The organism is Mycobacterium xenopi, from assembly GCF_009936235.1.
Taxonomy (GTDB): Bacteria; Actinomycetota; Actinomycetes; order Mycobacteriales; family Mycobacteriaceae; genus Mycobacterium; species Mycobacterium xenopi.
Genome location: NZ_AP022314.1, coordinates 2341720 through 2355608 on the forward strand (window position 1 = coordinate 2341720; position 13889 = coordinate 2355608).

The following is a 13889-nucleotide window of genomic DNA, read 5'->3' on the forward strand; positions in this document are numbered from 1 at the left end:
AACGGGTAAACATCGGTGACGGCTATTTGCTCGGGCTCGCCGAAACCGCCCGAGCCGCAGGAGAAAGGGAGGTCGGCATCGGCGGGCTTGCGCAATGCACGTGCATCGATTCAGCTTGCGGTCTCACCCGCGACGGCCGTGGTTGCTGGCGTTGCATCGATGGTTAGCAGCCGCAGTCCTCACCTCGCCAGGATCGAAAGCCTTGCCAGACCGCGACGACGGCAACGCCCAGCCCGATCACCGGATCGAGCCACCAACCGCCGGACCAGTTTGCGGTCGTCGCCAGGCCAATGAGCACCGCGGCAGCCTGAACAGCGCACAAATAATTCTGGGTGCCTTCGGCCACGGTGGCCGCCGAGTCCAATCGCGCACCGAGAATTCGTTGGGCGCGGCCCAGGAGCGGCATTTGCAGCACCGCGAAGGCGGTCAGCACGATGCCGATCACGCTGGTGTCGGGATGGCGCTCACCGAACAGATGGTGCACCGATTCGGCGGCGATGTAGGGGGCTGTCATCCAAAACGACACCGCCACACCGCGTTGGGCGCTGCGCTCAGCCGTCGCCGACAGCATCCGCGATCCGGTGAACCGCCAGATCACCACCACGCCGGCCAGACCCTCGGCCACACTACCCAGCGCCCAGCCGGTCAGGGCGACTGACCCAGCAGCCAAGCCTTGCCACAGCCCCACGGCGGCCTCAATGGCCAGAAAGACCAGGCTCACCCACGCCAGAGCGCGGGCCGCGCCGGCCGCACGCAGCCACCCCGCATCTGCGGCCAACACTGCCGGCGCATTCTGCGCGGACGCTGCGCAGCACGCATCGTCAAGCAACTCGCCCGGACCATTGGCCGGACCGGAATTTGTCACAAAGTACCTCACTGGCTGCATTTGGCCATTTTACGGGCGCGGGCGAAAGGCATCCACGACCGCCACACTCGCTGATCCAACCAAGTATGCCGGTGCAGGATTTCAACTTTCAGCGCCTGGATCCATCTTGGACGCGGCTGGACGCTTGGTGCTACCGCGGGGCCGGGTAGCAGACCGTCATGAACTGGCGGTCGCAGCTCGTTCCTCGACGAGCATTGCTTGCGAACTCACGACCTTGGGCTCGCAGGACGAGGGGCGAGCCCAAGGGTGTGAATCCGAAGTGACGCCGTCAACGGGATGATTCTTGGGCCACCAGCGGACGCACCGAGCCGCCTGGCAACTGCAGACTACCCTGGGTAGTAGTGCCGCGGTCCCCGGCATTACCCAAGGCGGTATCGCTGAGGCGGTAGCGGATCAGCCGGGAGCTGTTGGTGGCGACTGCGACTGAGGACGCGTTGTGCAGAATCGCGGCGAGCACCGGCGATAGTGCGCCGCCGGCGCCGATCAGCAGGCCAGCGGCGTTCACGGCGATCGACATGCCGTAGTTCTGCCGGATGACTTCGACCGCACGCGCACCCAGGTCCGGGACGTCGAGCAGACGTTGCAGATTGTCGTTGGCCAGAGCGACGTCGGCGGTCTCGACGGCCACATCGGTGCCAGCCAATCCCATGGCGATCCCGATGTCGGCGGTCGCCAACGCTGGGGCGTCGTTGACACCGTCGCCCACCATCCCCACGACGTAACCCTCGTCCTGCAAGGCTTTCACCACTGCGAGCTTGTCGTCGGGCAGCACCTCGGCGCGCCACTCCTCAATACCGAGTTCGTTGGCGACCGCTGCAGCGGTCTCGGGATGATCGCCAGTGAGCATGACAATCCGGCGTATCCCGGTGGCCCGCAATCTCTTCAGCACCTCGGCCGCCTCGGGGCGGACCTCGTCACGCAGACTGATCAACCCGACCAGCTTGCCGTCCACCGCGAGCAACAGCGGGGTTTCGGCCTGGCGGCGCAGCGTGTCGACCCACTCCGTAGCTTTCTTGGAGATGCGGACACGTTCATCACGCAGCAGTGACGGGCTGCCCAGCAACAGGATCCTACCGTCGGCCCAGGTGCGCATGCCCAGTCCCACCAGCACCTCGCATTCCTCATGTGGGGGAATGGTGATGCGGCGTTCCTCGGTCGAGCGGATTACCGCTTCGGCCAGCGGATGACGCGAGTGGATCTCGGAGCTGGCCGCATAGGCCAAGACCTGTTCTGGTTCCCAATCCTTGTGCAACGCAATGATATTCGTGACCACTGGGCGCCCAACGGTGAGCGTGCCGGTCTTGTCGAACACCATCGCGTCCACCCGGCCGGCCCGCTCCAAATGGGAGCCGCCCTTGATCAGGATGCCGCGGCGGGCGCCGTTGCCGATTGCGGCGCTGATCGCTGTCGGCGTGGACAATCCCACCGCGCACGGGCAGGCGATCAACAGCATGGTCATCGCGCGCCGCACATCCCCGGTCAGCACTAAGGTGAGCGCAGACAGGATGAACGAGGCGGGAACGAAACGACGGGAGAAGTTTTCGCCGACAGTCTGAATCGGTGCCCGATCGAGTTGCGCCTCTTCGACGCGGGTGATGATGCGTCCGATCACGGTTTGACTGCCCACCGCACTGGCGCGCACCACCAACCGTCCACGCACCACCACCGAACCGGCGTGCACCGGCGATCCCGCGGTGATACTGACCGGCAGGTTTTCCCCGGTGATCGCGGACTGGTCGACAATCGCCTCCCCGTCGATCACCTCACCGTCGACCGGGATGGCCACGTGATCGTGCACTACCACTTGATCGCCGATCTCCACGGTGTCGATCGAGACTTGAACCTCGCTGCCGTCATTCAGGCGAATCCAGGCGGTGTCGGCGGTGCCGCGCAGCAGCTCGGAGATGGCCCGCCGAGTCCGCCGCACGGTCAGATCCTGCAGATACTCACCAATGTTGAGCAGCCACAACACGGTAAGCGCCACCACGTTCTCGCGTAGCACCAAGCTGGCCACGGTGGCCGCAGCGACCAACGCGTCGGTGCCCGCGCGGCCTGACCGCAGCGAACGCAAGGCGCCGCGCAGGAACGGATACCCGGTGAAGATGGTCACGCCGGTTGCCACCAGCTGACCGGTCGGACTCAGCAGCGGTGGCCGTTTGAACCCGTAGCGGCGCACGCCCAGTAGGGCCAGCGCCGCCCCCCCGATCACCATGCGCAGCACCTCGGTGTTACGCACATCGGCTGATCGGGGTGAGCGCGCCGGAATCAGATTTTCGGCGATATGGGCGGCCTCCGCGATTGCCCGCTGCACTGCGGAACGGTCGCAACGTCTCGGCGAATACCACACCACCACCGAACCAGTGTGCGGATAGGCGTGCACCGCCCGCACGCCGTGTTGCCGTCCTACTGACTCTTCCACCGCCACAGCGCGACGCGAATTCGCCTGCACCCATGGGACCACCACCCGCATCCGCCCACCGGCATCCGACACGACCGGCAACACGGTGTCATCGACAACGGTCATATCGAGCGATCAGTGGTCGTGGTCGTGGACGTCGGCAGCGGCGGGAGGCGGCACCTCTTCGCCAATGCGCTCACGGGCCTCGGCGACCACGTCCGACACCTTCAGGCGCGCCGACTCCGCCGCGACCTCAGCGCGCCGTGTCCCGCGCAAACCCAGCTCCGTCGTTGCGACCGCAGCTCGGCGGAACGGCGCCTTACCCACCGCCTTTTTCACCACTTCGTAGGCGCTCACGCCGACCAAGCCGGTAAACACCGCCGCGCCCGCCTTACCCAATAACCCGTGCAGCATTACTCTTCGTTCCTTCCTTCCCGGGTCTGCCCCTGATGGGCAGACGTTCACCGCGTCACCAACCGACGTTAACATAGACGCATTGCAATATCGACATACATTGCCGGTGAAGTCTTCGCCTCAGAGATCCGGGCGGTCAGATCGGATGAATAGCCCACATCGCGGATCAGACCGCGCACCCGGACGCCGGCCCCAACAGCGCGAGTTGTGGCACAGACAGTGGCCGGCGCACCGGACGCAATGGGCCGCGCCTAACCTAATTTCACGCGGGCATCGGGCTAGAACGCCGAACCGTCGAGCTCGCTCTTATGTTGCGGGCAGTAGGACGTTACCGAGGCGCCGATGAAGTACCCGGCTTCATGTGCCGACAGATTCGTGTCCTTCACCAGCGACAGATCCACGAAGATAGGCGTTTGGCCTTTGTCCAGTCCCGCGCACACGGCGTGTCCCATTGCGATCGAGGTGTTGGCGTCGGTCACGACGACCGCGTGTCTTTCAAGCGTCGCGAGGAACGCGTCATCTGTTTGATCCGCCCATGCTGGCGGCGCGCAGAGCAGCCCGGCGGCCGACAACACAACAGCAGTGATCATCGACCGCTTCGCCGAGAACGGGTTCATTCCGGTCCTCGCGTCCCGCCAGTGGCGAACGTGTGCCTGCGCATTACAGGTCACCCCGGTGGTGGTTGCTCATTGATCGGCCGACAAGGTTGAGGATTTCCTGCCGCCGGATCGCGGTCAACTGCGACACCGACGGGCCTTGCAGCCCAATGCGAACAACCAGCAGCTCGTCAATCCCCTCGGGATTTTCGCATCGCGACGTCAGCGGTGCCATCCCAGCCCGGGCACCGCTAACACGACAACGAGCAGACCGCGAAGAGGACCGGTTGAACCCCATAGCAACATATAGTAATTTGCGCATGCAAGAGCGCCAACCACACGAGCCGCTGGGTCAGCGCATGGGCCGCATTCAGGGAGCACCGTCGCTCGCTTCGGCGAGGATTTTCGTTTGGCGGCTATGGTGGTGTCGCTGCTGAGGCGCTCGCGTTAGCGTCGCGCCGATCACTGGAGATGAAAGAGACGATGCCGCAAAAGCTCACGTCTAAAGACTGGCCGACTCGGTTACTCGTTCTCGGCTACGGAGGGCTGTTGGCCGCAGTCGCCGGGTTCGTCAATTCGGTGGCGTTGCTGGTATTGGCGTTCCCAGTGGGCAACCTGACCGCCTTGACCACCAAGTTGGGCATGGATTCAGCCAATCCGCTGCTGTATGAGAGCTGCATGATCGTGCTCATCGTGTTCGGGTTCCTGTGTGGCGCCGCGGGCGCCGGCGCTATGTTGGGTGGCACGCGGACCAACACCGGCCCGCGCCACGCTGCAGTCCTGGTCGGCGAAGCCGCGCTGCTGCTCGCGGCGACCGCCGGGGGACTTGCGGGAATCAAGGTGTTGCTGGCCGCCGCCGCGTGTGGGCTGCAAAACGGCATGACGTCGAATTTTCGCGGGATGACGATCCGTACCACGCATTTCACCGGCACCATGACCGACCTCGGCTTCATGCTGGGCCGCAGCCGTCGTCACGGGCTCGACACGTGGAAGGCCACGGTTCTGGTCACCACGGTGGTGTTGTTCCTTGGCGGCGGCGCCGCCGGGGCGGTGATCGGCGGCCGAATCGGCGACCACGCCCTGATATTGCCGGCGACCGCCTGCCTCACGGTGGCGGCTGCCAGTCTGCTGCATGCCCGTCGACGTGACAGTGTGGCGGCTCGCGCGATATTCACGCCCGAGCCCGCGCCCGCATCCTCCCACTGACCGGCGTCAGCCAGGTCAGCCCAGGACGACCTTACGCGCGACTTTCATTCATACATGCGAATGATTCTATTATTTGTTAGCCTGTGGACGTTGCTGCGATCAGCACCGGGAGGTCAAGTGAACGATGAGCGCGGATCAGCCGAGACCAGGGAGTCGCCCCTGCAGTGTCCGCGGTGTGTATCGCAGATGTTGCCGGTGCAGCGGTTCGGGGTGACGATCGATCAATGCACCGGCTGCGGGGGCATATTCCTGGACCGCGGCGAGCTTGAGCAGCTCGCCGAGGCCGAAGCCAAATTCTATTCCGCCCAGCAGCAACCCCAATCCCCTCCGAGCCCCTATCCGCCGCAGCAGCAGTACCCGGCGCAGCCGGTGTATGTCGAGGGCGCCCGCCCGAGAGGCTTTCTAGGCGGGTTGTTCGGCGAGGGTTATTACGGTGGCCGCCACGGAGGTTATCGCGGTGGACACCACTGATCCCAGGTGCCAAGCGCCCCGCCCCCCGGTGGAGCGGGCCAACGCACACGGCCAAGCTCACGACCACGGCCATGGGGTGTCCGCGGACGCGGACCGCAAATGGCTAGCAACCGCGCTCGGTTTGATCGTCGCTTTCATGGGCGTCGAGGTGGTTATCGGCGTTGTAGCGAACTCGCTGGCGTTGATCTCCGACGCCGGCCACATGCTTACCGACGCGGCGTCAATCATGTTGGCGCTGATCGCGATCCGGCTGGCTGACCGTCCGGCGCGGGGCCGCTACACCTACGGTTTCAAGCGGGTGGAGATCCTGTCGGCACAGGCCAACGGGATCACACTGCTGTTGCTGACGGCGTGGTTCCTCTATGAGGGGGTGCGTCGGCTTATCGCCCCGCCAGAAGTTGCGGGCCCGCTGGTGCTGTTCACCGCGCTGGCCGGGATCGTGGTGAACATTGGCGCTACCTGGTCGATCAGCCGCGCGAACCGCACCAGTTTGAACGTAGAAGGCGCTTTTCAGCACATCCTCAACGACCTATACGCGTTCATCGGCACCGCGGTTGCCGGTCTGGTGGTGTGGGTGACTGGCTTTGCCCGCGCCGATGCCATTGCCGCCTTGCTTGTGGCTGCATTGATGGCGCGCGCCGGCTGGGGGCTGCTCCGCGAATCTGGCAGGATCTTTTTAGAGGCCGCCCCAGCGAACCTGGATCCGGCCGAGATCGGCGCCAGGGTCGTCGCAGTACCGCAGGTGATCGAAGTGCACGACCTGCACGTCTGGCAGATCACGTCAGGCCAACCTTCACTCTCAGCGCACGTACTCGTCGCTGACGACGCCGACTCCCGCATGGTTCGCTCCCACATCGAAACGGTGCTGCACGACGAGTTCGGTCTCGAGCACACCACCTTGCAAGTCGACCACACTGTCGCCGATGGCGACAACGGCGGCGAGCACTGCGCCGGACCACACGGGCCAGTGCACCGCCCGTGATCCGAGAACGAGGCAGGAGCTATGCGCATCAACGGAGCGAATCGGATGCCCAGCCCGGACCAGGGCCGGGGAAGTTCCTCCTCAGAACGACGAACGCCACAGCGAAGTGCTTCAGGCTCTTCATGGCTCTCCTCGCTTGTGCCGGTATCGCGTTGAGCGTGGCGGCCCGAGCCACCGCCGATCCCAGTCCCTTTGGCAGCCTCTCTTGCTCCTGCGATCACCCGGTGTCAGGACCACACCGTCCCCCTGCTCAGCAAATAATGCAGGGCATCCGGGACGGCGTGCCCAACCTGCATCAACACAGCACCAAACCGAGCGAGTGAGCGAGTTGACGGGCGTCGCCTTGGTGGTGATGCCGCTCGTGGGTCGGGCGAACCACATACTGGCGGCGGGCTGGGCTCGGCGGCCGCCGCGGCTCTGGTCGGTCTGGCGATCATCGCCAGCTGGTCCGGCGGTTGGTGGTTCGACCCCGCGATCGGGCTGGCGGTCGCCGCCGTCGCGATTGGCAGGGCATCCGCTCCTGACGCGGCAAGGATTGCTCCTGCTGAAGGGACGCGAGGGCCGCACGCGATTCGCCGACTCTGTCAGCGGTTGTGCAAGTGTGAATCGGTCGGTCATCGTGGCCAGTTCGGTGTTGTGATCGCGTCACGTCAAAGCCGCCACCATGTGCGACGGTTGACACCGAAGGCTTGTAATCAATTAGCTGGGCCGCTATCATCGGGTTATGTCGATGAAAAGTCTCGATGCTGTCCCGCCCGCCGCGTCACCGCGTAAGGATTTGGCGGACGCGGTCGCGTTGTTTCATGGCCTGTCGGATCGGACCCGGCTAGCGATCGTCCGCCACCTCGCCCATGGGGAAGCGCGGGTGGTCGACCTCACCCGCATGCTGGGGTTGCCGCAATCGACGGTGTCTTCACACCTGGCGTGCCTGCGTGACTGTGGACTTATCGTCGGCCGACCCGAGGGGCGGCAGGTGTTTTACGCGCTGGCCGTGCCCGAACTGCTGGACTTATTCGCCGCCGCGGAAGCCGTCTTGGCGGTGACAGGCAACGCGGTGGCACTGTGCCCCACCTACGGCACCAAGGCCAACGCCCGCCCTGACGGAGCTGGAACGGGGGTCTCGTTGGACGAGCCGATTGAGGTGGGCATCGCCACGCCGACCGATGACGGGCCTGTGACGGCTGGGAGCAGGGCATGACGAACACGACATTTGTCGGTAGCAGTCATTCGTTCAGGCACGTGCGGCAGGTGATTGAGGCGTGATGCCAGCCACCGAGAGTTGGCCGGGGTCAGAAGTAGAAGGTGGCGGCGGGGGCTGTGACTGCCCGCAGCGCTGTGATGGCGCAACGTTTGGAAGGGAGCGGTCGGGATGGTGAAGCACGGACTTTCGGCGAAGGCGGCACCCACGGCGGGTTTTGTGGGGGCTGCGGCGTTTGAGGCCGTAGGCAGGGCATGGGCGAAGGTTCCCTGGCGGGAGGCGACGGTTTCCGCTAGCGCCTGTGGTTTGCGCGTTGCCCGTGAGGCCCAGAAAAGCGTCAAGCGGGCTCGACTCGCGGTCGTCGACGTGGTCGCCGAGGCGCGAGAGCGCGTCGGTGAGGAAGTCGAGGAGGAAGTTGCACCGCCGGCGGTGGCTGAACCTGCGCCCCGCAAGCGTCCCGGCAAAGCGGCCAAGCGGCCACCGCAGGCGGCGGCGGAACTTGAGCCTCGCAAGCGTCCCGGCAAAGCGGGCAAGCGGCCACCGCAGGCGGCGGCGGAACTTGAGCCTCGCAAGCGTCCCGGCAAAGCGGGCAAGCGGCCACCGCAGGCGGCGGCAAAATCCGGCGACGACCACCACCACGGAGGCTGATGATGCTGACCACTGACGTTCGCCCTGATGCCGGCGCCAAGCTGACCGTCGTATCCGACGCGGCGGGCCGGATGCGGGTGCATACCAGTGGGTTTCGGTTCGACGCAGTGCGGGCCGCCGCGATCGAGGACACGGTCGGCAAGGTGACCGGTGTGCGGGCCGTATATGCCTATCCGCGAACGGCATCGGTGGTGATCTGGTATTCGCCGGGGCGCTGCGACAGTGCTGCCGTGCTGTCGGCGATCGCCGATGCCCAGCACATCCCCGCGGCGTCGGTGCCCGCGTATGCCCCGCACTCGGCTGACATCCGCGGTGTAGTGCACAGCGTCATCGACTGGACCGCGCGAACGCTATCGGGCCGTCCGGCGGCTGTCGTCGCCGGGCAGCGACCGCGGGTGGTGAGCGATGCCTGCGGCTGCGACCACGATGACATTGAGTGCGAGCCGGAACGGCTCTGGCAAGTCTCCAAGTTGCGACGAGCCGCGCTGTCCGGGGTGCTGCTGGGCGCCTCGGTGGTTACCGCATGGGTCACCCCAGTTGGGCCGATCGCGCTGGGACTGAAGGTCTTCGCGTTGGCGGTGGGGGCCTCGACGTTTGTGCCCTCCAGTCTGCGACGACTGACCGAGGGCCGTATAGGCGTGGGCACCTTGATGACCATCGCCGCGGCGGGCGCTGTCGCACTGGGTCAGGTCGGCGAGGCCGCCATGTTGGCGTTTTTGTTCTCGATCAGCGAGGGCTTGGAGGAATACGCGGTGGCGCGCACCCGCCGTGGCCTGCGTGCCCTGCTGTCGCTGGTGCCGGATCAGGCCACCGTATTGCGCGAGGGCATCGAAACCGTGGTCGCCGCCGCCGACCTGCGTGTCGGTGATCAGATGATCGTCAAACCGGGGGAACGCCTGGCTACCGACGGCATCATTCGTGCCGGGCGCACAACCCTGGACGTCTCAGCGATCACTGGCGAATCGGTGCCGGTCGAGGCCGGACCCGGTGACGACGTGTTCGCCGCCTCGATCAACGGCTCGGGAGTGCTGCAGGTGCAGGTCACCGCGACCGCAGAGGACAACTCGCTGGCGCGCATCGTGCACATCGTGGAAGCCGAACAGGCCCGCAAAGGCGCCAGCCAGCGGCTGGCCGATCGCATCGCGCGACCGCTGGTGCCCGGCATCATGATCGCCGGGGCGTTGATCGCCGCGACGGGCATTGTCGTCGGTAGCCCGTTGATCTGGGTCGAACGTGCTCTGGTGGTGTTGGTCGCGGCTTCCCCGTGTGCGCTGGCCATCGCCGTGCCGGTATCTGTGGTGGCCGCCATTGGCGCCGCCTCCAAACTCGGCGTGCTGATCAAGGGCGGCGCCGCGCTGGAAGCGCTGGGCACCATCGGCGGGATCGCCCTGGACAAAACTGGAACGTTGACGGCCAACCGGCCTGCTGTCATCGACATCGCCACCACCAACGGCGCCACTCGCGAGGAGGTGCTGGCGGTGGCCGCCGCGTTGGAGGCCCGCAGTGAGCACCCCCTGGCCGCGGCCGTCCTCGCCGCCGCCCCAGCCCCGACGGCCGCCGGCGACGTGCAAGCCGTCCCGGGGGCCGGGCTGACCGGCCAACTCGACGGGCATGCTGTGCGGCTGGGGCGCCCGGGCTGGCTCGAGCCCGCCGACCTCGCCGATGATGTGGCGCGCATGCAACAAGCCGGGGCCACAGTGGTCCTCGTCGAACGCGACACGCTGCTGCTCGGGGCCATCGCCGTGCGTGACGAACTACGCCCCGAAGCCGGCGAGGTCATCGCCGCCCTACGCGCCGCCCGCTACGAGGTGGCGATGCTCACCGGCGACAACCACGCCACCGCTGCCGCTCTGGCGGCCCAAGCCGGAATCAAACATGTGCATGCCGAACTGCGCCCTGAGGACAAGGCGCAACAGGTCAGACAGCTGCGTGCCCGGCGACCGATCGCGATGGTCGGCGACGGCGTCAACGACGCTCCGGCCCTGGCCGCCGCGGATGTGGGAATTGCGATGGGGGCGATGGGAACCGACGTCGCCATCGAAACCGCCGATGTCGCGTTGATGGGCCAAGACCTGCGCCACCTGCCCCAAGCGCTGCAGCACGCGCGCCGCTCGCGGCGGATCATGCGGCAAAACGTCGGACTGTCGCTGGGAATCATCACCGTGCTGATGCCGCTGGCGTTGTTCGGGTTCCTCGGCCTGACCGCGGTGGTGCTGGTGCACGAGCTCACCGAGGTCATCGTCGTCGTCAACGGTGTGCGCGCCGGACGCACCAAACCACTTACAGCTCAGGGCAAGACACCCGAGAGTATTACGACTCACGGTGAGACGAGGATCGTCGCGACAGGTCGGTCGGCGCGGCAACCGACATAGTCTTCGCAGGATAGCGTGAACGGGTGCCAACCAGCAGAAAAAATGGCGGTGGAGATCCAGGAGTCCTTCGGGAAGTCGGGCACGATGGTACTCGCCGGGGTTGTCGGGGTGGGCGCCTACGAGCTGCTATGCAAGGTGGTGGGCAAGGCGCCGATTCATCAAGCCCGTGTGGCGGCGACGGAGTTGGGTCTGCGCGGGACTCGGCAGGCCGAAAGGGCTGCCGAGTCGGCCCGGCTCAAGCTCGCCGACGTGATGGCCGAGGCGCGTGAACGCATCGGTAAGGAGGCGCCGGCGCCTGCGGTCACCGGTGTCGACGAGCATGAACACTGATCCCCCGCCATGACTGTGGCGGCTGTGAGCAACGCTGCCCTGGAATCTGTTTCGGATACCTCGATATCAGTAGAGAAAGTTCTCACACCGTAGGTCGGAGGCGGTGTATGAGCGTTTGCGCGCCTGCTGCCACGGCAGCTCGGCGCGGCGAGGAGCGAGGACAGGTCTGGGTTGTCGTGAGACCCGGGGTGCTGAGGCCTTTGAGGTGTGGGCGCTGACTGGTCGTAGACAGCTGGTGGGGCGGCGGACGGAGGGCGAAGCGTAGCGACCGGCGCGGACGGCAGCGCCAGCGGACGGGAGCAAAGGGAGCGGAGCGAAGCCCGCAGGTAGCCGCCAGATTCCTGCGGGGCCTGTGCGGTCACGGCTGCGCTGAGCATCAGCTGTGGGTCTGCGCGGCGGCGATGAGACTCGTAGGCTGGTGGTGTGAGCGGGGTTCTGGCGCAGCGTGCGCGGCGGGAGGCCGAGGCCCGGTTGGTGGGGCAGCCTGGGCGGTTGGCGCATGTGCGGGGTGTGGTGGCGGCAGCGCAGCAGCTTGGTCGGCATTTCGACGCAGAGACTGCCGATTGTTTGGTGGCGGCGGCGTGGCTGCACGATATCGGCTACGCGCCGTCGGTGCGCCGGACGGGGTTTCATCCGCTCGATGGGGCGGAGTTTGTTCGATCGGCCGGATTTGGGAAGCTGGTTGCGTCTCTGGTCGCGTTTCATACCGGAGCGCATGTGGAGGCATCCGAGCGCGGTCTACAGGGGTTGTCAGAGTTCGGTGATCCGCCCAGCGACGTTCTGGATGCGTTGACGTTTTGTGATTTGACGACCGGGCCGGACGGGTCGCCGGTGTCAGCCGATGATCGATTAAGCGACGTATTGACTCGTTACGCGCCCGAGGATCCGGTGCATCGCGCGGTCGATGCGGGCCGCGAGGAGCTGTTAGCCGCGGTCCAGCGAGTGCGCGACTGGCTCTAACCGCGGTGGCTCAGCCGAGATAGGGTTTGTCGCGGTGTTGGAGGTAGTGGTCGATGCGCAGTCGCATCGACGGGTGCATATCCAGGGTGGGGATGTCGTCGGGATGGGCCCAGGCGATGTCGGTGCTTTCGTGGTCTATGGCTAGCTCACCGCCGATTAGGGTTGTGGTGAAGCACAGGGAGAATTGTTGGCGGACTTCACCGTCGGTGAACGCCACGACGTGGTGCGGGTTGGTGTAGACGCCGACCAGGGCGGTGACTTCGACGTCGAGACCGGTTTCTTCTTTGACTTCGCGCACGGCGGTGCCTGCGATCGTTTCGCCGATGTCGTGCCCGCCGCCGGGTAGCGCCCACAGGGTGTTGTCGCGGCGTTTGACCAACAGAATGCGGCCTTGTTCGTCGGTGACGATGGCCGAGGCGGACGGGACCACGCTGTTGGGCTGGGGGGCGTCGGGGTCGTTGTAGTAATCGGTCCGCATTCCAGAATCAGCCTTTCCTGATCAGTGGGTTGGCACTGTCCCAGATATGGGCAAATGCTTGTTCGAGGGTGGCCCACAGTCGGGGTTCGTGGTGGCGGGAGAGCACGAGCACAGGGTTGTTGCGTCCCGGTGAGCCGTAGATGTGGAAGTTGACGATCATGGTGTCGTCGACCCGGAAGGTTGACGTGTACAGCGTGGTGTCGTGGGTACGGATGTGCAGCCCCGGTGTGCCGGCGTGCGGAGCGAGCAGTTCGACGGAGGTGCGGCAGCGTGCGATGACGGCTTCGCCGATGCCTTCTTCCTCACCGCGCAGGATCGTGGCGGCGGTGTCGGGGTCACCAATGAGGAATCGCACCTGAACACCACGGGCGGCGGCGGCGAGCAGGGTGTCGAGAAATCCGTCGAGCGTGTCGAACAGGAACGTGGCCGCCAAGACGAGTATGTCGATACCTGTGGCGGCGTCGGCGAAATGCTGCTGCCACGCAGTGATCGGTAACTGGGTGCGGCTGGCGTACAGCGTCGCAGTGAACGGCCCACCCGGGTTTGTCGCCAGCGCGCGTGCGGTGGAGGGTTGGAATTGATTGGGCCACAGGTCGTGCGGGGTACAGCCGAGTACCTCGGCGGCACGGTGGGCGTTATCGTCGCGGACCTTGTAGGTGGCGTTGGCCAACCAGCGACGGACCGTTTTGACATCCACACCCGCCTCCGTGGCAAACCGCCGATGGGACAGCCCCTTGGTCCGTAGCCGTTGTGCTAGGCGATCGTTCGGGATTGCTGCGGTGCCAGCATCGCCGTCCTGATTGTCTGTCGTCTCAGCGCACATCTTCCCGTGTCGTCCCTGTCCGTCCCCAGCCCGTGGTTCCTAGTTTGCCACGCGCCGGTCTCAAACTGGGTCGGTGATGTCCCGCAGATGTCCGGCGTCATGTCCCTCTCGTGTCGGAAATGTCTGG

At 65.8% G+C, this 13889-nt stretch carries 15 protein-coding genes; 8 read left to right on the forward strand and 7 right to left on the reverse strand.

All coding sequences use genetic code 11. The annotated features are described in order from the left end of the window. Positions 1–163: 163 nt before the first annotated feature. From MYXE_RS10875 to MYXE_RS10895, 5 genes are all read right to left on the reverse strand, one after another. The gene (locus MYXE_RS10875; RefSeq protein WP_196236150.1) at positions 164–886 is read right to left on the reverse strand and encodes a cation efflux transmembrane domain-containing protein; all 723 of its coding nucleotides are present in this window, start codon (positions 884–886) and stop codon (positions 164–166) included. A 268-nt stretch (positions 887–1154) separates the two neighbouring features. Continuing rightward, complete coding sequence (gene ctpC, locus MYXE_RS10880; RefSeq protein WP_033712784.1) at positions 1155–3410, reverse strand: manganese-exporting P-type ATPase CtpC; 2256 nt, start codon at positions 3408–3410, stop codon at positions 1155–1157. Between the two features lie 9 nt (positions 3411–3419). Further along, positions 3420–3698, reverse strand: a complete 279-nt coding sequence (locus MYXE_RS10885; protein ID WP_014379988.1) for a DUF1490 family protein — start codon at positions 3696–3698, stop codon at positions 3420–3422. Positions 3699–3976: 278 nt separating this feature from the next. After that, the gene (locus tag MYXE_RS10890; RefSeq protein WP_014379989.1) at positions 3977–4315 is read right to left on the reverse strand and encodes a DUF732 domain-containing protein; all 339 of its coding nucleotides are present in this window, start codon (positions 4313–4315) and stop codon (positions 3977–3979) included. Positions 4316–4358: 43 nt separating this feature from the next. Continuing rightward, the gene (locus tag MYXE_RS10895) at positions 4359–4529 is read right to left on the reverse strand and encodes a hypothetical protein (RefSeq protein WP_019734015.1); all 171 of its coding nucleotides are present in this window, start codon (positions 4527–4529) and stop codon (positions 4359–4361) included. A 248-nt stretch (positions 4530–4777) separates the two neighbouring features. On the opposite strand from MYXE_RS10895, the gene MYXE_RS10900 reads away from it, so the two are divergent. The 8 genes from MYXE_RS10900 to MYXE_RS10935 all read left to right on the forward strand — a co-directional run bounded on the left by MYXE_RS10900 (position 4778) and on the right by MYXE_RS10935 (position 12461). After that, positions 4778–5500 (forward strand): YoaK family protein, encoded by a 723-nt coding sequence (locus tag MYXE_RS10900; protein WP_033712808.1) that lies wholly within the window; start codon positions 4778–4780, stop codon positions 5498–5500. Between the two features lie 186 nt (positions 5501–5686). Continuing rightward, the gene (locus MYXE_RS10905) at positions 5687–5971 is read left to right on the forward strand and encodes a TFIIB-type zinc ribbon-containing protein (protein ID WP_014379992.1); all 285 of its coding nucleotides are present in this window, start codon (positions 5687–5689) and stop codon (positions 5969–5971) included. Between the two features lie 76 nt (positions 5972–6047). Then, positions 6048–6953, forward strand: a complete 906-nt coding sequence (locus MYXE_RS10910) for a cation diffusion facilitator family transporter (protein WP_014379993.1) — start codon at positions 6048–6050, stop codon at positions 6951–6953. Positions 6954–7677: 724 nt separating this feature from the next. Further along, entirely contained in the window at positions 7678–8151 is a 474-nt protein-coding gene (locus tag MYXE_RS10915) for an ArsR/SmtB family transcription factor (protein WP_014379994.1), read from the forward strand. Between the two features lie 171 nt (positions 8152–8322). Then, complete coding sequence (locus MYXE_RS25285) at positions 8323–8799, forward strand: DUF1490 family protein (RefSeq protein ID WP_075362272.1); 477 nt, start codon at positions 8323–8325, stop codon at positions 8797–8799. Between the two features lie 5 nt (positions 8800–8804). Then, positions 8805–11171, forward strand: a complete 2367-nt coding sequence (locus MYXE_RS10925; RefSeq protein ID WP_224120009.1) for a heavy metal translocating P-type ATPase — start codon at positions 8805–8807, stop codon at positions 11169–11171. Positions 11172–11219: 48 nt separating this feature from the next. Beyond that, a complete protein-coding gene (locus tag MYXE_RS10930; protein ID WP_369798138.1) occupies positions 11220–11501 on the forward strand; it encodes a DUF1490 family protein in 282 nt (93 codons plus the stop codon). A 423-nt stretch (positions 11502–11924) separates the two neighbouring features. Then, the gene (locus tag MYXE_RS10935) at positions 11925–12461 is read left to right on the forward strand and encodes an HD domain-containing protein (protein WP_033712782.1); all 537 of its coding nucleotides are present in this window, start codon (positions 11925–11927) and stop codon (positions 12459–12461) included. A 10-nt stretch (positions 12462–12471) separates the two neighbouring features. Here MYXE_RS10935 and MYXE_RS10940 read toward each other — a convergent pair whose 3' ends face one another. Beyond that, positions 12472–12939 carry an NUDIX hydrolase gene (locus tag MYXE_RS10940; protein ID WP_014379999.1) on the reverse strand — a complete coding sequence of 156 codons (468 nt, stop codon included), beginning with the start codon at positions 12937–12939 and terminating at the stop codon, positions 12472–12474. Positions 12940–12946: 7 nt separating this feature from the next. Next, positions 12947–13762, reverse strand: coding sequence for a helix-turn-helix domain-containing protein (locus tag MYXE_RS10945; protein ID WP_019733121.1), 816 nt, complete (start codon positions 13760–13762; stop codon positions 12947–12949). Between the last annotated feature and the right edge of the window lie 127 nt (positions 13763–13889).

Coding starts and splice junctions, on each gene's coding strand:
- MYXE_RS10915 (WP_014379994.1), top strand. CDS start 7,678: ATGTCGATGAAAAGTCTCGATGCTGTCCCGCCCGCCGCGTCACCGCGT.
- ctpC (WP_033712784.1), bottom strand. CDS start 3,410: ATGACCGTTGTCGATGACACCGTGTTGCCGGTCGTGTCGGATGCCGGT.
- MYXE_RS10890 (WP_014379989.1), bottom strand. CDS start 4,315: ATGAACCCGTTCTCGGCGAAGCGGTCGATGATCACTGCTGTTGTGTTG.
- MYXE_RS10900 (WP_033712808.1), top strand. CDS start 4,778: ATGCCGCAAAAGCTCACGTCTAAAGACTGGCCGACTCGGTTACTCGTT.
- MYXE_RS10875 (WP_196236150.1), bottom strand. CDS start 886: ATGCAGCCAGTGAGGTACTTTGTGACAAATTCCGGTCCGGCCAATGGT.
- MYXE_RS10905 (WP_014379992.1), top strand. CDS start 5,687: ATGTTGCCGGTGCAGCGGTTCGGGGTGACGATCGATCAATGCACCGGC.
- MYXE_RS10945 (WP_019733121.1), bottom strand. CDS start 13,762: ATGTGCGCTGAGACGACAGACAATCAGGACGGCGATGCTGGCACCGCA.
- MYXE_RS25285 (WP_075362272.1), top strand. CDS start 8,323: ATGGTGAAGCACGGACTTTCGGCGAAGGCGGCACCCACGGCGGGTTTT.
- MYXE_RS10885 (WP_014379988.1), bottom strand. CDS start 3,698: ATGCTGCACGGGTTATTGGGTAAGGCGGGCGCGGCGGTGTTTACCGGC.
- MYXE_RS10895 (WP_019734015.1), bottom strand. CDS start 4,529: ATGGCACCGCTGACGTCGCGATGCGAAAATCCCGAGGGGATTGACGAG.
- MYXE_RS10940 (WP_014379999.1), bottom strand. CDS start 12,939: ATGCGGACCGATTACTACAACGACCCCGACGCCCCCCAGCCCAACAGC.